We start from the raw sequence: 17,657 nt of genomic DNA, 5'->3' as shown, positions 1-17,657 counted from the left end.
TTCCGTACAATATATAATGTCAACAATAAAAGTATAGTTGTTATATTACAAATACTATTGTTTGATTGGTTTTCCTGAACTACAAAGATTCGGCTATGATTTCCGCGATGTCCTTCGTCTGGACCGACTCGTCCAGGTTGTGGAACTTCGCCGCGTCATCGAACATGATGAGGCAGTAGGGGCAGGCCGACCCGATTGCGTTGGCCCCGGTACGCATCGCCTGGTCGAAGCGCAGGTGGTTGATCCGCCTCCCGGGCAGTTCGAGCCACATCCCGCCGCCGCCGCCGCCGCAGCAGAATCCCCGCTCGCGGTTCTTCGACATCTCGTTGATGGTGATTCCGGGAACCGCTCCCAATGCTTCCCGGGGGGCGTCGTAAAATTCGTTGTGCCTGCCCAGGTAGCAGGAGTCGTGGAATGCCACCAGCCGGTTGACCGCTTTCGAAGGGTAGAGCTTCCCCTGGGCGATCAGGTCGCGCAGCAGGACGGAATGATGGATCGCCTCCACGTTTACACCGAATTGCGGGTATTCCTTCCGGAACGAGTTGAAGCAGTGGGGGCACTGCGTGATCACCTTCTTGACGTTGTAGGAGGCGAAGACCTCCTTCACCATCTCGACCATGCCCAGCTGGAAGAGCCCTTCCTCGCCCATCGGGCGCGCGAAGGCCCCGCAGCACATCTCCTCGAGTCCGAGGATGGCGTAGTCGACGCCGGCGCGGGAGAGCAGCGAGGCGATGGTCCGGGTGACCTTCTGGTTGCGCGGATCGTACGCACCGGCGCACCCCGGCCAGTAGAGGTACTCGAATTTCTTCTTGTCCGCCGCTACGGGTACGTCGAGCCCGGCGGTCCATTGAACGCGGTCGTCCTGGGGAAGCCCCCACGGGTTGCCCGTGTCGCCCATCTTCTTCAAGGCGGTGCGCGCAGCGTCGGGGATCCTGGAGCCGGCGACGTAGCCGCGGCGGACGTCGACGATCATGTCGATATGTTCGATCAGCACCGGGCACGCCTGCATGCAGGCGCGGCAGGTGGTGCAGGACCAGACCTCGTCGGGGGAAAGGACCTCGAACGTGAATGCCGGGACGACGGGCCGGCCCGTCTTCATGTCCAGATCGGCCGCGGAGGGGACGAGGCTCCAGTAGAGTTCCCGGCTCATCTGGTCGCGGGTCTTGAGGACCACGTCCCGGGGAGACAACGGCATCTCCGCGGCGAAAGCGGGGCACTCGTCCTGGCACCTCCCGCACTTCGTGCAGGCGTCAGAGGAGAGAAGCTGCTTCCAGGAGAAGTCCTCCACGTCCGTGACGCCGATCTTCTCCTCGTCCTCGATGCCGGGAATCGGCTGGAGCGCCCCCTTCGGACGGGAGGTCCGCAGGAAGATATTCACCGGACCGGCCCCCAGGTGGAACATCTTGGACATCGGGATCGTGGCGAGGAAGCCGAAGGCGAGCAGCAGGTGCGTCCACCAGAGCGCCCGGTGCGCCGAGAGGAGGTCCTCGATCGCCACGCCGGAGAAGAGGGGAGCGATGGCGTGGCTGACGTAGGACACCGGGGCCGCGACGGGATCGGTCGCGGCGAGCCGCACGGTCTCGATCAGGAAGCCGGTGACCCCGATCGCGCCGATGAGAAGGAGCTGGAGGAGATCGTCGCCCTCCCGGGTCAATCCTTTTGGCCGGAAGAGGTAGCGGCGCGCGAGGGCCACGAAGATCCCCGCGAGGAGCACCAAGCCGAAGGTTTCCGCGAACAGCTTGAACACGATGTAGAAATCGCCGTCCAGGATGCGAACGCCGAAGTCGAATTCGAGCGCCACGAGGCAGGTGACGATGAACAGGACGATGAAGGCCGAGTAGATGGAAAGGTGCATCAGCCCGCCGACCTTCCGTTCGAGGACCTTTTGCTGTCCGAGGCCGATCCGGAAGGCGTCCACCAGGCGGCCCCAGAGGTCGTCCAGGCGGTCTTCCCTCTCCGCGCGCCCCCGCCGGTAGGCGTTGACTCTCTGATAGATCCCCCACGCGAAGATGACGACGACCGCTCCGAAGAGGGAATACATGATCGCCGCCGTCGAGGAGGGCAGGTTCCACAGGATCTCGCGGCCGATGGTTTTCATGGAGGGCTCCGTGGGAGAGATTCAGCGGATAGTATTATCAGACCGGCACCGGGCGGCTCAAGACAAATATTCACGAATCGGCCGCGGCAGATTGGATATACTGGCCGGGGACACTTCTCTCCCCGGTGAGGGGGTCGCCTCATGCCGGAAGTCATCGTTCAGGAATTCGATGTCCATTTCCAGGACACCGTCAAGCCCATGCCCCGCACGGTGGTCTTCCTCCACGGGTCGGGGGGGTCGCATCACACGTGGCGCGACCAGTGGGCGGGCCTCAAGGGCGTCGCGCGGCTGGTCGTTCCGGACCTGCCGGGGCACGCCGAATCCATGGGACCTCCCCGGGAAACGGTGGAGGGGTATGCCGCCTGGCTGGCGAACTTCGTGAAGGAGACCGGGCTTTCGAAATTCGTCCTCGCGGGCCATTCCATGGGAGGGGCCATCGCCCTGCAGGCCGCGTTGAGCCGGATCGGGGGCCTGGAGGCGCTGATCCTGGCGGGAACGGGTGCGAAACTGAAGGTCAGCCCGGTGATCTTCGACGGGATCGCCGCCCGGTTCAGGGAGTTCGCCCCGGAACTCGTCGAATGGATGATGGCGAAGGCGGCCGACCCGGCCCTCCGGGAAGACGTCACGAGGGACGTTCTCTCCACGAAGCCGTCGACCTTCGCTTCCGATTTCCGGGCGTGCGACGCCTTCGACGTGCGCGGCCGGCTGGGAGAGATCAACGTCCCCGCACTGGTCGTCGTCGGCGACGACGACCGGCTCACGCCCCTCAAGTACTCCGAATTTCTCGCCACCAACCTCCGCGGCGCCGTGCTCAAGATCCTCCGCGGCGCCGGGCACATCGCGATGCTCGAGAAGCCGGTCGAGATGAACAACGTCATCGCCTCCTTCCTCCACTCCCTGGGATAACGCCCCCGGCCAGGCCGCCGCTCACACTGCGCCTCCGCAAGCGGCTTCGTTTCCCCGCAGGGGGGCCAGCTTAGCCGCCCCGTGCGGTACGCGCCATCAACGGAAGGCGCTGCGCCTCCGGTAGCTCCGTGCTCGCTCTCGCCTTCGGCTCCCCTGCATCCCTCTGTACGTGCTCCGCGGCCCTTCCCCGCTCTTCGTTCACCCTGCGCGGTCCGCCAAGTTGGTTTGTTACAAGATTTGTATTACTGAATCGGACGGTTCCGCCTCGGCGACCCGCTGCGCCGGACCTACCATCGGCGTGGCGCGCCTTCCGTTTGGGCGCGCAAACGCGGCGGAGAAATTGCCGATTACAGCTTCTTTCCCTTAGCAGGTGGGTCCGGCGAAGGCGAAGAAGGGTCCGGCGCAAGAGCGGACGGGAGCCGGCGGCATGGTACACTATCCGGATGAATGAGAAGGCGATTCCCGCTCTCCGGGCGATCTTCGGGGAGCGGCTCAAGACCTCACTCGAGGACCGCATCTGTTATTCGTTCGACGCCACGGGGAAGGAGTATCTCCCAGACGCGGTCGTCTTTCCCCTGAGCGCGGAGGAGATCCGCAGGACCGTGCTGCTCGCCAACGAGCACCGGTTCCCGGTGGTGCCCCGCGGCGCCGGATCGGGGTTCTCCGGCGGCTCCCTGCCGGTCCGGGGCGGGGTCGTCCTGTCCACCGAGCGGATGGACCGGATTCTCTCGATCGACACGGAGAACCTCGTCGCCGTCGTCGAGCCGGGCGTGGTGACCGGGACGTTGAAGGAGGAAGCGAGGAAAAAGGGCCTTTATTACCCTCCCGACCCCGCGTCGCTGAAGTTCTGCACGATCGGAGGGAACCTCGCCGAGTGCGCCGGCGGGATGTGCGCCGTCAAGTACGGCGTGACGCGGGACTACGTCCTGGGTCTCGAGGCCGTCCTGGGGACCGGGGAACTCGTGCGCACGGGCGTCTATACCATAAAGGGGGTCGTCGGATACGACCTCACCCGGATGCTGGTCGGATCCGAGGGGACGCTGGGAATCCTCACGAAGGCGACGCTGAAGCTGATCCCCCTTCCGGAATCCGTGGCGACGCTGCTGGCCTTCTTCCGCGCCAGCGAGCAGGGCGCCCGGGCGGTGGCCGGGATGGTGGAAGAGCGGATCACCCCCTGCGCGATGGAACTGATGGACCGCACCGCCATCGACTGCGTGCGGGAGATCATCGACCTGCCGGTCCCCGAAGGGGCCGGGTGCGCCCTCCTGATCGAGGTCGACGGGCCGGAGGCCTCCGTGGCCCAGGAAGCGGATAGGGTCGAGGAGGCGTGCCGCCGGTTCGGTGCGATGGAGGTGAGCCGGGCCGCCGACGTCTCCGGGCGGGAAAAGCTGTGGGAGCTGCGCCGGTCGATCTCCCCGGCGATCCGGAAGGTGAACCCCGTGAAGATCAACGAGGACATCGTCGTCCCCCGCAGCCGCCTCGCGGAGATGTTTTCCTTTCTCTCCGACCTGGCATTGCGCAGGAACCTCAAGATCGTCAACTTCGGGCACGCGGGGGACGGGAACATCCACGTCAATATCATGATTTCCGGGAAGGACGAGGAGGAGCGGCGACGCGCCGACGGGGCGGTGGAGGAAGTCTTCCGCAAGACGGTGGAACTGGGCGGGACGATCTCCGGAGAGCACGGCGTCGGAATTTCGAAGGCCCCCTTCCTCGAGATGGAGGTCGGTCCCCTGGGCGTTTCGGTGATGAAGCGGCTGAAAAGCTGCTTCGACCCCAACGGGATCCTCAATCCCGGAAAGATCTTCCCCGACGAGACGTCGGTACGGCCGTGAGGGACGACGAACTGCGCGCCCTGACGGGCGCATGCGCCAAGTGCGGGACCTGCCGGACGGTCTGCACCCTCTACCCCGAGCGGAAGGCGGAGATCTCGGTCGCGCGGGGGAAGATCGCCCTGGTCGACGCGGCGCTTTCGGGCCGGGACTACAATCTGGAGGCGGTCCAGGAGGCGCTCGCCGATTGTCTTCTGTGCGGCCGGTGCGAACGCGCCTGCCCCAACCAGGTTCTGGTCGAGGAAATCCTCATGAAAGGGAGAGCCGACATCGCCCGGGAGGTCGGCATCCCCGTGTGGAAACAGGTTCTCTTCGGCGGGGTGATGCCGTCCCCGAAGAAAAGGGACGCCGCGCGAGCCGCTGCCGCCGCCGCTCAGAAAATCCTGGCGAAGAAAATCCCCACCGGAAGCGGCCTTCATTACCGGTTTCCGGAAGCGTTCGGCTTTTCGGGGCGCACGGTCCCCAAGCTCCCCCCAAGGGGGTTCATCGCTTCCCTCGCGCCCGGGGAAGCGGCGACCGGCGATGTGATGCTGTTCGTCGGGTGCGTCTTCGACCACGTTTTCCCGCAGGTGGGGAGGGCTTCCTACGAGTCCATGAAGGCCTCCGGTAAGGCGATCGCCGTTTTTCGGGACGCCGCCTGCTGCGGCCTCCCGGCGATGGTGTCGGGCGATTGGAAAGCAGCCCGCAGCTGCGCCGAGGAGAATGTCCGCCGGCTGCGGGCCGCCGAGCCGGGAAGAATCGTTTTTCCCTGCGGCTCCTGCCTGCTGATGTTCAAGCGAAACCTGTCCGCCCTCCTCCCGGAAAAGCACCCGCTGCGGGAGGACGCTGTCTGGGTCTCCAGCCGCTGCGAGGATTACGCGGGCTTCCTCCTGGATTCCGGGGTCGTCTCCCGCCTGCGGGAGTCGCCCGAAGGCGAAATGGTCGGGGAGATCGGCTACCACGACCCGTGCCATCTCTCCGGCACCCTCGGAAAGGGGGCGGAGGCGCGGGAGGTGCTGCGGAGCGCCGTTGGCCCGGCGTTCGCGGAGATCCCGGGGGCCGACCTGTGCTGCGGATACGGAGGGACGTTCAACATCCGCGACTACGCCACCTCCGCGCGGATCGGGGAGAACAAGATTTCGCTTGCCGCAAAGGGCGGCGCCCGGGTGATCTCCACCGCCTGTTCGGGGTGCATTCTTCAGATGCGCGACATGGCCGCCCGCACCCGGCCTTCCCTGCGCGTGGTCCATATCGCCGAGCTCGTTGCCGGCGCCCTGCCCCGCCGTTGACACCCTACACGCGGGATGTTATGAAACTCCATCACCGTCTGGAATAACTGCCAGGAGGGGGGGCATGTCACTCCAGGAAAAGTTCGACGAACTGAGGAGGAAAAACGCCCTCGCGATGGAGGGGGGCGGCAGGAAGCGGATCGAGACGCAGCACGCGCAGGGAAAACTCACCGCGAGGGAGCGGGTCGAACTGCTGCTCGACCCGAATTCGTTCGTCGAGCTGGACCGGTTCGTCCAGCACCGGTGCGTCGATTTCGAGGTGGAGAAGATCCTCGGCGACGGCGTCATCACGGGATACGGCAAGGTCAACGGGCGCCTCGTCTATGTCTTCGCGCAGGACTTCACCTGCATCGGCGGCTCCCTCTCGGAAACCTACGCACTGAAGATCTGCAAGATCATGGACCACGCCGCCCGAAACGGTGCTCCTGTCATCGGCCTGAACGACTCGGGGGGAGCGCGCATCCAGGAAGGGGTTCATAGCCTGGCGGGGTACGCCTACATCTTCCTCCGGAATACGATGTACTCGGGCGTGGTCCCGCAGATCTCTGCCATCATGGGGCCGTGCGCGGGAGGCGCCGTCTACTCGCCCGCGATCACCGACTTCATCCTGATGGTCAAGAATACCGCCTACATGTTCGTCACCGGCCCCGACGTCATCAAGACGGTGACGCACGAGGAGGTGACCAAGGAGAACCTGGGCGGCGCCATGTCCCACAACGAGCGCAGCGGGGTGGCGCACTTCGCCGCCGAGGACGAGAAGGAGTGCCTCTTCCTCATCCGCGAGCTGCTTTCCTTCGTTCCGCAGAACAACATGGAGGACCCGCCGGCCGTGGCCCCCAAGGACTCCCCCGACCGGAAGGAGGAGAGCCTGAACCAGATCGTGCCCGACATCCCGACCAAGCCGTACGACATCCGCGATGTCATCAAGAAGGTCGTCGACGACGGGTACTTTTTCGAGATCCAGGAGCATTACGCGAGGAACATCGTCATCGGGTTCGCCCGGATGAACGGGCGGCCGGTCGGGATCACGGCGAACCAGCCCGCCGTGCTGGCCGGCTGCCTCGACATCAACTCCGCCATCAAGGGGGCCCGCTTCGTCCGGTTCTGCGACGCCTTCAACATCCCCCTGCTCACCTTCGTCGATGTCCCGGGCTTCCTGCCGGGGACGGCTCAGGAGTACGGCGGCATCATCAAGCACGGCGCGAAGCTCCTCTACGCCTTCGCCGAGGCGACCGTCCCGAAGGTGACCGTCATCACCCGCAAGGCGTACGGCGGGGCGTACGACGTCATGTCGTCCAAACACATCCGCGGCGACATCAACTTCGCATACCCCACCGCCGAGATCGCGGTGATGGGGCCGGACGGGGCGGTCAACATCATCTTCAGGAAGGAACTGGTCAAGTCCTCCAACCCGGACCAGACCAAGGCGGAGCTCGTGGCCGACTACCGTTCGCGGTTCGCTTCCCCGTATAAGGCGGCGGAGCTTGGCTTCATCGACGAGGTCATCATGCCGGAGGAGACTCGCCCCAAGGTGATCAGCGCGCTGGAGATGCTCGCGAACAAGCGCGACTCCAACCCGCCGCGCAAGCACGGCAACATCCCCTTATAGGAGGGCATCCCGTGTTCAAGAAAATCCTGATCGCGAACCGGGGGGAGATCGCCGTCCGCGTGGAGCGGGCCTGCCGCGAGATGGGGATCCCGACCGTCGCGGTGTACTCCGAGGTCGACCGGCACGCGCTGCACGTCCGGTACGCCGACGAGGCGGTTCTCATCGGGCCGTCCCCCGCCTCGGAATCGTACCTCGTCATCGACAAGATCATCGGCGTGGCGAGGAAGAGCGGTGCGGAGGCGATCCACCCCGGGTACGGCTTCCTCGCCGAGAATCCCCGCTTCGCGGACCGGTGCGAGAAGGAGAAGATCAAGCTGATCGGCCCATCCGCCCACGCGATGCGGACGATGGGGTCCAAGACCGTCGCCCGCAAGACGGTTCAGGCGGCCGGCGTGCCGGTCGTCCCCGGAACGATTGAGCCGATCTCGACCGAGGAAGAAGTCCTGCGGATTGCGAAGGAGATCGGGTTTCCGGTGATGCTGAAGGCCACCGCAGGCGGCGGCGGCAAGGGATTGCGGCTCGTCAAGGAGGAGGGGGAACTCCATTCCTCCCTCCGGATGGCGAAATCCGAGGCGAAGTCCGCCTTCGGCGACGACTCCGTCTACATCGAGAAGTACATCGAGCAGCCCCGGCACGTCGAGATCCAGATCCTGGGCGATTCCCACGGGAACTACGTCCACCTGTGCGAGCGCGAGTGCTCGATCCAGCGGCGCCACCAGAAAGTGATCGAGGAGTCGCCGTCGGTGATCGTCACCCCGGAGATGCGGGCGGCGATGGGAAAGGTGGCGATCGAAGCGGCCCGCGCGGTCCGGTATGAAGGGGCCGGGACGTGCGAATTCCTCGTCGACGGGAAACGCAACTTCTACTTCCTCGAGATGAACACGAGGCTCCAGGTCGAGCACCCGGTCACCGAGATGGTGACGGGAATCGACATCGTGAAGGAGCAGATCCTCGTGGCGGCCGGCGAGAAGCTCTCCATCCGGCAGGAAGACGTCCTCCAGACCGGCCACGCCATCGAGTGCCGCGTCTACGCGGAGGACCCCGACCGGAACTTCTTCCCCTGCCCGGGACTCATCACCTCGCTGCGCACCCCCGGGGGCCCGGGAGTGCGGGACGACTCGGGGGTCTTCGAGGGGTTCGAGATCCCCATCTACTACGACCCGATCATCTCGAAGCTGGTCGTGTGGGGGAAGAACCGGACGGAGGCGATCGCCCGGATGAGGCGGGCGCTCAACGAGTACGTCGTCACCGGGGTGAAGACGACCATCCCGTTCCACATCCGCGTGATGAAGAACCGGCACTTCATCGAGGGGAACTTCGATACGAACTTCATCGACAAGGTCTTCTTCAAGGAAGAGGGAGAGCGCCGGCTCGAGCACGGAGACGTCGCGATGATCACGGCTGCGATCCAGGCGTTCCTCGAGGAGAGGAAGCACGCGATGGCGCAGAAACCCGTGGAGGCCGCCGGACCGGTCTCGATGTGGAAGTACTCCACCCGGCCCGGCATGCGGAAACCCGGCTAGGAGCGGCCATGAACTACATCGGGACGATCGGCGAGAAGGAAGTGAAAGTCACCGTCCGGGAGACGGGGGTCGCCCGGTATTCGGTCACGATCGACGGGCAGGAACACCTGGTGGATGCGCACCATGTGCAGAGCAGCGTCTGGTCCGTCCTTTACGGGGACGCCTCGTTCGAGGTGGACGTCCAGGGAAAGAAGGACGAGGAGTTCGAGGTGCTGATCGCCGGCGACTGCTACAAGTTCACGTTGATGAACGAGCAGCGCAAGGCGATGGTGCGTTCCGGGGGAAAGGGGGCGGCCGGAAAGGCGATGGTCGCCTCGCCGATGCCGGGGAAGGTGGTGAAGCTCCTGGTCACCGTGGGGGAGAAGGTCAAGGCCGACCAGGGGGTCATCGTCGTCGAGGCGATGAAGATGGAGAACGAGCTCAAGGCCGCGGTCACGGGGACGGTCAAGGAAATCTTCGTGAAGGAAGGCGAGATCGTCGAGTCCGGGGCGAAGCTGCTCCTGGTGGGGTAGGGGGGAAGGGATGGCATCGGCGAAGCGGAAGGGGGCGGGAGCCTCCCGGTTCCGGACGGCGAGGGAGCGGTGGGAGAAAGAGGTCCTCCTCCCCGCGGTGTCGAAGGCGCCGGAGCGCCGGAAGCGGTTCGAGAGCACCTCGGGGACGGAGATCGACCGGCTCTACACCCCCGGGCACCTCGAGGAGTTGGACTACCTGCGGGACCTGGGGTTCCCCGGCGAGTATCCGTTCACCCGAGGCGTTCAGCCCACGATGTACCGCGGGCGCTTGTGGACGATGCGGCAGTACGCCGGCTTCGGCGACGCCCGCGAGTCCAACCACCGGTACCGCTACCTGCTCGAACACGGCCAGACCGGCCTCTCCGTGGCCTTCGACCTGCCCACGCAGATGGGATACGACTCCGACAGCCCCATGGTGTCGGGAGAGGTCGGCAAGGTCGGGGTGGCGATCGATTCCCTCGAGGACATGGAAGTGCTTTTCGACCGGATCCCGCTCGGGAAAGTGTCCACCTCGATGACGATCAACTCCACGGCGGCGGTCCTGCTGGCGATGTACGTGGCGGTCGGCGAGAAGCAGGGCGTCTCCGCGGACCGGCTGAACGGGACCATCCAGAACGACATCCTCAAGGAGTACATTGCCCGGGGGACCTACATCTTCCCGCCTGCCCCGTCCATGCGGGTGATTACCGACATTTTCGCCTTCTGCAAGGATCGCGTCCCCCGCTGGAACACGATCAGCATATCCGGGTACCACATCCGGGAGGCCGGCTCCACGGCCGCCCAGGAGATCGCCTTCACCCTGGCGAACGGCATTGCGTACGTGCAGGCCGCGATCGACGCGGGGATGTCGGTGGACTCCTTCGCCTCGCGCCTGGCGTTCTTCTTCAATTCCCACAACGGGTTCCTCGAGGAGGTGGCGAAGTTCCGGGCCGCGAGGCGCCTCTGGGCGAGGATCATGAAGGATCGGTTCCGGGCGAAAGACCCGCGCTCCTGGATGCTCCGGTTCCATACGCAGACCGCCGGCTCCTCGCTCACCGCCCAGCAGCCGGACAACAACATCGTCCGCGTAACCGTCCAGGCGCTCTCCGCCGTCCTCGGCGGGACGCAGTCGCTTCACACCAACTCGCGCGACGAGGCGCTCTCCCTCCCCACCGAGGATTCAGTGCGGATCGCCCTCCGCACCCAGCAGGTGATCGCTCACGAGAGCGGTGCCGGCGACACGGTCGACCCGCTGGCGGGCTCGTACTGCATCGAAGCACTCACCTCGACGCTGGAGCGGGAGGCTGCCGAGTACATCGGGAAGATCGACCGGATGGGCGGGGTGATCCGGGCGATCGACTCAGGTTACGTGCAGAAGGAGATCCAGGACGCGGCCTACCGGTACCAGCAGGAGATCGAGCGGAAGGATCGGATCATCGTGGGCTTGAACGAGTTCGAAGTCAGGGAGGAGAGGCAGGAGAAGCTCCTGACGGTGAATCCGAAGATCGAGAAGGATCAGCGGAAGCGTCTCGCGGACCTGCGCCGGAAGCGCAGCAGCCGGGCGGTCCAGGCGGCTCTCGCTTCACTCGAGAAGGCGTGCCGGGGGAAGGAGAACGTCATGCCGCCGATCCTTTCCGCCGTCTGGGCCTACGCAACCATCGGGGAGATCTCCGACGTCATGCGCGGGGTGTTCGGCACCTACCGGGGGAAAGTCACCGTCTGAAACAAACCCCCGGCGCCTTTCCGCATCTTACTTGGCGGATTTGCGGTGAACCTTCGGTTCGAAAGGGAGGGCGACGATGGCCGAGATCCGGTGGGAGACCGAATTCGACGCCGCGCTCGAGAAGGCGCGCAAGAGCGGCAAGCCCGTGTTCCAGGACTTCTGGTTCGATGGCTGAATCGGCTGCGCCAGGATGAATACGGGTCCGTATTCCGACGAGAAGGTCCGGAAGTTCCTCGAAGAACAGTTCATTCCCCTGAGAAGCCTGTGTATCTGGGAAAAGCCGACCGGGTTGATGGAGCGGTTCGGGATCAAGTGGACCCCCACATTCCTCGTCCACGATTCCGGGGGCAAGGAGCACCACCGGTTCGTGGGGTATGTGCCTTCCGATGACCTCCTCGCCCACCTCGGGCTCGGGATGGGGAAGATCCTCTTCGACACCGACCGGATGGCGGAGGCGATGGCACAGTTCCAGACCGTCATCGACCGGCACCCGAACGCGGGGGCGACCCCGGAAGCCGTTTTCCTCCTGGGGGTGGCCGGATACAAGCACACGCACGACCCGAAGGAGCTGCGCCGGGCGTACGAAACCCTGAAGGCGACATATCCGCAAAGCGAATGGGCGCGCCGCGCCGACCCCTATTCCGCGATCCCCCTGTAGGGAGCTCCGTTTTCGGTTGATTTCCGCGAGGGTCGAAGGCTAAATGGAAGAAACGTCGACCTGCGGCTCTAGAAGAACGGGAGAAGGATGGGGGAACTGCTCCAGCGGATACTCGAGGAGTGCGAGGGGCACTTCGTTTCCGGCCAGGAAATCGGGAGACGGTTGGGAACGACCCGCGCCGCCGTATGGAAACAGGTTCAGGGGTTGAGACGACGAGGCTTCGGCATTGAAGGGGCCCGGGGGGCCGGCTACCGGCTTCTCGGGCGACCCGACCTGATCGAGGAACCGGAACTTTTTTCCCGCCTGTCCCGCCGCGAATTCTGGAAGGCCTTCCTTTTCTTTCCCGTCACCGACAGCACCAACACCCGGGCGGTGGAGCTTGCCGGGAAGGGCGCCCCCCATGCCACCGTCGTCTGCGCCGATGCCCAGACGGGCGGCCAGGGTCGGCTGGGCCGGAAGTGGGAATCGCCCCCCGGCGTCAACCTGTACCTGTCGCTGCTCCTGCGCCCTCCGATCGCCCCCCTGCGCGTCCCGCAGCTCACGCTGGTCACGGCCGTTGCCCTCGCGGCGGCTGTCGAGGACGTATCGGGCCTTCGTTCGAAGCTGAAATGGCCGAACGACCTGTACCTCGACGGGCGGAAAGCCGCGGGGATCCTGGCGGAGATGTCCGCCGACCCAGACCGCGTGCGCCACGCGGTGATCGGCGTGGGCCTCAACGTCAACGCGGAATCTTCCGCTTTCCCGGGGGAGCTTCGGGAAAAGGCGACCTCCCTGAAAATTCTGGCGGGGAGGGCCTTCCGGCGGGTGGAAGTGCTCGCGCGGTTCCTCGACTCCTTCGCCGAATGTTACGGGGCGTTTCTGTCCGGCGGGTTCAAGTCGCTTCTCCCCGATTGGAATCGGCGGGACGTTCTGTCCGGGAAGAGGGTGCTTCTGCGGCACGGCGGGGAGGAAGCCCGTGGAAGGGTCCTCGGAGTGGATGAATCCGGGCTGCTCCTTTTCCGCCGCGAGGGCGCGTCCCGTTTGGAGAAGGTCGCCAGCGGAGAAATCCTCGAGTTCGAGAGGTGACGGCGGTTGCTTCTCGTCATTGACGTCGGGAACACGCACACGGTCCTGGGAGTTTACGAGGGAGAGAAGCTCGTCCACCACTGGCGCGTCTGGACGGACCGGGAAAAAACAAGCGACGAGTACGGGATCCTCATCCGGAACCTGTACGACGGCAGCCACTTCTCCTCCCGCGAGATCCACGCGATCGCCATCGCCTCCGTCGTCCCCCCGCTCACCCCGACGATCGTCGATCTCTGCGTGCGCTACTTCGGTATCGCTCCCCTGGTCGTCGGCCCCGGCGTCAAGACCGGCATTTCGATCAAGATGGACAACCCCAAGGAGGTCGGCGCCGACCGGGTCGTCAACGCCGTGGCAGCCTTTTCCCGGCACAAGAAAGCCTGCATCGTCGTCGACTTCGGCACGGCGACGACGTTCGACTACGTTTCGGAAACCGGCGACTACATGGGCGGGATCATCGCCCCGGGAGCGAACATCTCCGCCGAAGCCCTTTTCCTCCAGGCCTCGAAGCTGCCGCGGGTGGAAATCGTAAAACCGCCGACGGTCATCGGGAAGAACACCGTGGCCGCGATGCAATCGGGCATCTTCTTCGGCTACGTCGCGCTCGTGGAGGGGATCATCGAACGCATGAAGAGGGAGCTCCGCCTGGACCCTCTCGTCATTGCCACGGGAGGGCTGGCGCGGACGATCGCCTCGGAGTCTTCCAAAGTCCACGTAATTGATGAAAATTTGACTCTCGACGGACTGCGTATTATATACGAGAGGAACCTGGCGCCGGGGCCCTGAATCGGGGGGAGCCGACCGCCTTTGAGGAGGGACGAAGGAACGTGGATATCCGTCAACTGAGAAACGTCGGGATCATCGCGCATGGGGGCGCGGGGAAGACCACGCTGGCGGAGGCGCTGCTGTTCAATGCGAAGGCGACCGACCGGATGGGGAGGGTGGACGACGGAAGCTCCAACTTCGATTACGATCCCGAGGAAATCCGCCGGAAGATCACGATCGGCACCTCTTTCCATCATTACACCTGGAACAAGGTGGAGGTGACCGTCGCGGACACGCCGGGCTACATCAACTTCGAGGCGGACACGCGCGCCTGCATGCGGGTGCTGGATGGCGCCGTGCTCGTCGTGAACGCCGTTTCCGGCGTCGAGGTACAGACCGAGAAGATGTGGAAGTTTGCCGCCGATTCCGACGTACCGGTACTGGCGTTCGTATCGAAGATGGACCGGGAGCGGGCGGATTTCGACAAGGCCCTCGAGGAAATCGCCGGCATCCTCAAGGTGAACGCGGTCGCGGTGCAGATGCCGATCGGCAGGGAAACGGGGTTCAAGGGCGTGGTGGACCTGTTCCGGATGAAAGCGCTCGTGTACAAGGGCGACTCCGGGGAGTTCGACCAGGCCGACCTTCCCCCCGACCTCGCGGAAGGCGCAAAAAAAGCACGGGAGAAGCTCATCGAGGCGTCGGCCGAATCCGACGACGCTCTCATCGAGAAGTACCTCGAGGGGACCGAGCTCTCCGAGGAGGAGATACGGAAGGGGTTCACCGCGGGAGTGCGGGCGAAGAAGTTTCTCCCCGTCCTCTGCGGGTCCGCCCTCCGAAACGTCGGGATCCAGCCGCTGATGGACATGATCTGCTTCGCGCTGCCCGACCCCTCCTACAGGAACGAGGTCAAGGGGGTCAACCCCAAGACCAAGGCCGAGGAGAAACGTGCCATCGACGAAAAGGCCCCCTTCTCCGCCCAGGTGTTCAAGACGCTGGCCGATCCCTATGCGGGGAAACTCTCCATCTTCAAGATCTTCTCGGGAATCCTGTCCCCCGACATGGCGCCCCTGAACTCCAGCAAGGAGGCCACGGAGCGGATCGGCCAGATCCTGAAGCTCGAGGGGAAGAAGCAGAAGCCTGTCGGCTCGGCTTCCGCGGGCGAGATCGTCGCGGTGGCGAAGTTCAAGGAGACCTCCACCGGGGACACCCTGTGCGACCCGAAGCGTGCGATCGTATACCCGCGGCCCTCCGTGGTCGAGCCGGTCATCTCCTTTGCCATCCGGCCGAAGACCCGCAACGACGAGGATAAGCTGGGCACTTCCCTGGCGAGGATGATCGAGGAGGACCCCACCATCCGGTTCCGGAAGGAGGCGCAGACCAGGGAGTTCATCCTGGCCGGGATGGGGGAGACGCACCTCGAGGTGGTCGTCGAGAAGCTCAAGCGCCAGTACGGCGTCGAGGTGGAGCTGCGCACCCCCAAGATTCCATACCTGGAGACCATCAAGGGGAAGGCCGAGGCGCAGGGGAAACACAAGAAGCAGACCGGAGGGCGCGGACAGTACGGCGACTGCTGGATCCGGATCGAGCCGCTGCCCCGCGGCAAGGGGTTCGAGTACGTCGACGCGATCGTCGGCGGGTCGATCCCGCGGCAATACATCCCCGCAGTGGAGAAGGGGGTCGTGGAGCGGCTGGGCAAGGGGGTCATCGCGGGCTACCCCGTGGTCGACGTACGGGTGACCGTTTTCGACGGCTCCTTCCACACCGTCGACTCCTCGGAAATGGCGTTCAAGATCGCCGGGTCACTCGCGTTCAAAAAGGCGGCCCTCGAAGCCAAGCCGATCCTTCTGGAGCCCATCGTCGAGATGGAGGTCGTCGTCCCCGAGGAGAACGTCGGCGACATCATCGGGGACCTCAACGGGCGTCGTGGGCGCGTGCTGGGAGTGGATGCCCACGGGAAGAACCAGGTCGTCCAGGTCCAGGTCCCGCTGGCGGAAGTGCTCCGGTATTCCTCCGATCTGCGGTCGATCACTTCGGGAAGGGGCCAGTTCACCATGGCCGTCTCCCAGTACGAGGAAATTCCAGCGGCCATCGCTGAAAAAGTAATCGCCGAGTCAAAGAAGGAGTCGGGGGGGGAAGAAGAGGAGTAATGGAAGGCGAAAACCGGAAGATTAAGGTAAGCTTGACGGAGGACCAACCGGTCGATGAGGGCGTCCGGGGATCGCTTCAGAATTTCATCGCGGGGCTCGCGGTGCCGGAGAGGGTGGAGCTGGCTGCCAAGGGGAACAAGGAGGTACGGCAGATCCTCTCCCGGGACCAGAACAAGATCGTCGCCCGCGCGGTGATGAACAGTCCCCGTCTTTCCGAGGCCGATGTCGTGTCGTACGCCGCCTCGGCATTGACCAACGAGGAAGTGCTCCGGATCATCGCCGAGAACCGGGAGTACATGAATAATCACCATTTGCTCTGGTTGGTGATCTCGAACCCGCGGAGCCCGGTATCCGCGGCGATGCGATTCCTTTTGCGTCTCAATGTGAACGAGTTGAATCTCATCAGCCATAACCGCAGCATATCGGCGCTCGTCCGGCGGGAGGCAAAGAGGCTGGCGATTCGCAGACGCTGATCGGAGGTTCGGAGAGACAGGATGGCCCTATTCAACTACGCGACAAGAGAGCTGAGCGCAAAGATCGTCTACTACGGGCCGGGGCTCTCCGGAAAGACGACCAACATTGAGATGGTCCACCGCATTCTCCGGCCCGAGCAGAAGGGGAGGCTCATTTCCCTCCCGACGGAGACCGACCGGACGTTGTTCTTCGATTTTCTCCCCGTCGACCTCGGGCAGATCAAGGGATTCAAGGTCCGGTTCCACCTCTACACCGTCCCCGGCCAGGTGTTCTACAACGCCACGCGGAGGCTCGTCCTCCAGGGGGTGGACGGCGTCGTCTTCGTCGCCGACTCCCAGGCGGACATGGCGCAGAGCAACGTGGAGAGTCTCAAGAACCTGGTGGAGAACCTCGCCACGTACGGGAAGAAGCTCGAAGATCTCCCCTTCGTCCTGCAGTACAACAAGCGCGACCTCAAGCAAGTCATGTCGGTCCAGGAAATGAGTGTGAAGCTCAATCCCAGGAAGGTTCCCGTCGTCGAGGGGATCGCCAAGGACGGCGTGGGGGTTTCCGAGACCCTGGTAACGGTCTCCCGGATGGTATTCTCCCACCTCCGGAAGACGCTCCTCATGCCGGGGGAATCGGCGGAGCACGAGGAGATCGGGGAGCTGGCGGATGCAAAGATCGGGGAATCCTTCCGCCCGCGGGAAGCGGAGGCCCTCGAAGAGATCTCCGACATCGAGGAGATCCAGGAAACCCGGGAAACGCCTCCCGCCGCGGAGATGCCGGCTTTCCCGCAGACCGCTGCTTCCGTGCCGAACGAAATCGAGATTCTCCCCGGCGCGCCGCCGGCGGTCCAGGAGCCGGTCGCGCCTAGGCGGGGACTGCTGGAGGGCCTGGACGAGATCGAGATCGAGATTTCGGCGCCCGCGCCACCCGCAGAGAAGGAGTTCCGCACAGGGGTCTCGCTGGAAACGGAGGAGGGCGGCCTGACGTTCCTGAAGTTCGAGAATCCGTACCTCTCTCCGGAAGGTTATGCCGTGCTCCCCGCGATGTTCCTGGACGTCCGGGGGAATATCGTCCGGATGCGGATCCGCATCACGATGGAGGAACAGGCGTAGC

The 17,657-nt window shown here is 64.5% G+C and carries 14 protein-coding genes; 13 read left to right on the top strand and 1 reads right to left on the bottom strand.

The genetic code is table 11. The features are described 5' to 3' along the window. Nucleotides 1-79 precede the first annotated feature (79 nt). Entirely contained in the window at nt 80-2,098 is a 2,019-nt protein-coding gene (locus A2Z13_04780; GenBank protein OGP80653.1) for a hypothetical protein, read from the bottom strand. Nucleotides 2,099-2,239: 141 nt separating this feature from the next. Between A2Z13_04780 and A2Z13_04775 the strand changes: the two genes are divergently transcribed. The 13 genes from A2Z13_04775 to A2Z13_04715 all read left to right on the top strand — a co-directional run bounded on the left by A2Z13_04775 (nt 2,240) and on the right by A2Z13_04715 (nt 17,656). Next, a complete protein-coding gene (locus tag A2Z13_04775) occupies nt 2,240-3,004 on the top strand; it encodes a hypothetical protein (protein ID OGP80652.1) in 765 nt (254 codons plus the stop codon). A 443-nt stretch (nt 3,005-3,447) separates the two neighbouring features. Then, entirely contained in the window at nt 3,448-4,839 is a 1,392-nt protein-coding gene (locus A2Z13_04770) for a glycolate oxidase subunit GlcD (GenBank protein OGP80651.1), read from the top strand. Beyond that, nucleotides 4,836-6,104 (top strand): hypothetical protein, encoded by a 1,269-nt coding sequence (locus A2Z13_04765; protein OGP80650.1) that lies wholly within the window; start codon nt 4,836-4,838, stop codon nt 6,102-6,104. Before A2Z13_04770 ends, A2Z13_04765 begins: the two co-directional genes overlap by 4 nt. Nucleotides 6,105-6,168: 64 nt before the next feature. Continuing rightward, nucleotides 6,169-7,713, top strand: coding sequence for a methylmalonyl-CoA carboxyltransferase (locus A2Z13_04760; protein OGP80649.1), 1,545 nt, complete (start codon nt 6,169-6,171; stop codon nt 7,711-7,713). Nucleotides 7,714-7,724: 11 nt separating this feature from the next. Continuing rightward, complete coding sequence (locus A2Z13_04755) at nt 7,725-9,236, top strand: acetyl-CoA carboxylase biotin carboxylase subunit (GenBank protein OGP80648.1); 1,512 nt, start codon at nt 7,725-7,727, stop codon at nt 9,234-9,236. 8 nt (nt 9,237-9,244) lie between these two features. Beyond that, nucleotides 9,245-9,748, top strand: coding sequence for a hypothetical protein (locus A2Z13_04750; protein ID OGP80647.1), 504 nt, complete (start codon nt 9,245-9,247; stop codon nt 9,746-9,748). A gap of 10 nt (nt 9,749-9,758) precedes the next feature. Beyond that, on the top strand, nt 9,759-11,450 hold the full coding sequence (locus tag A2Z13_04745; GenBank protein ID OGP80646.1) for a methylmalonyl-CoA mutase: 1,692 nt from the start codon (nt 9,759-9,761) through the stop codon (nt 11,448-11,450). Nucleotides 11,451-11,640: 190 nt separating this feature from the next. Beyond that, complete coding sequence (locus A2Z13_04740; GenBank protein ID OGP80645.1) at nt 11,641-12,108, top strand: hypothetical protein; 468 nt, start codon at nt 11,641-11,643, stop codon at nt 12,106-12,108. An 87-nt stretch (nt 12,109-12,195) separates the two neighbouring features. Continuing rightward, complete coding sequence (locus A2Z13_04735) at nt 12,196-13,173, top strand: biotin--[acetyl-CoA-carboxylase] ligase (GenBank protein OGP80644.1); 978 nt, start codon at nt 12,196-12,198, stop codon at nt 13,171-13,173. 6 nt (nt 13,174-13,179) lie between these two features. Further along, entirely contained in the window at nt 13,180-13,956 is a 777-nt protein-coding gene (locus tag A2Z13_04730; protein ID OGP80643.1) for a pantothenate kinase, read from the top strand. Nucleotides 13,957-13,997: 41 nt separating this feature from the next. Beyond that, a complete protein-coding gene (locus A2Z13_04725) occupies nt 13,998-16,082 on the top strand; it encodes a translation elongation factor G (GenBank protein OGP80642.1) in 2,085 nt (694 codons plus the stop codon). Then, entirely contained in the window at nt 16,082-16,555 is a 474-nt protein-coding gene (locus tag A2Z13_04720) for a hypothetical protein (GenBank protein OGP80641.1), read from the top strand. Before A2Z13_04725 ends, A2Z13_04720 begins: the two co-directional genes overlap by 1 nt. A gap of 21 nt (nt 16,556-16,576) precedes the next feature. Next, entirely contained in the window at nt 16,577-17,656 is a 1,080-nt protein-coding gene (locus A2Z13_04715; GenBank protein OGP80640.1) for a hypothetical protein, read from the top strand. Nucleotide 17,657 lies beyond the last annotated feature (1 nt).

Source organism: Deltaproteobacteria bacterium RBG_16_64_85 (genome assembly GCA_001798885.1).
Taxonomy (GTDB): domain Bacteria; phylum Desulfobacterota; class Deferrimicrobia; order Deferrimicrobiales; family Deferrimicrobiaceae; genus FEB-35.
This window is presented reverse-complemented; position numbering and strand designations above follow the sequence as displayed.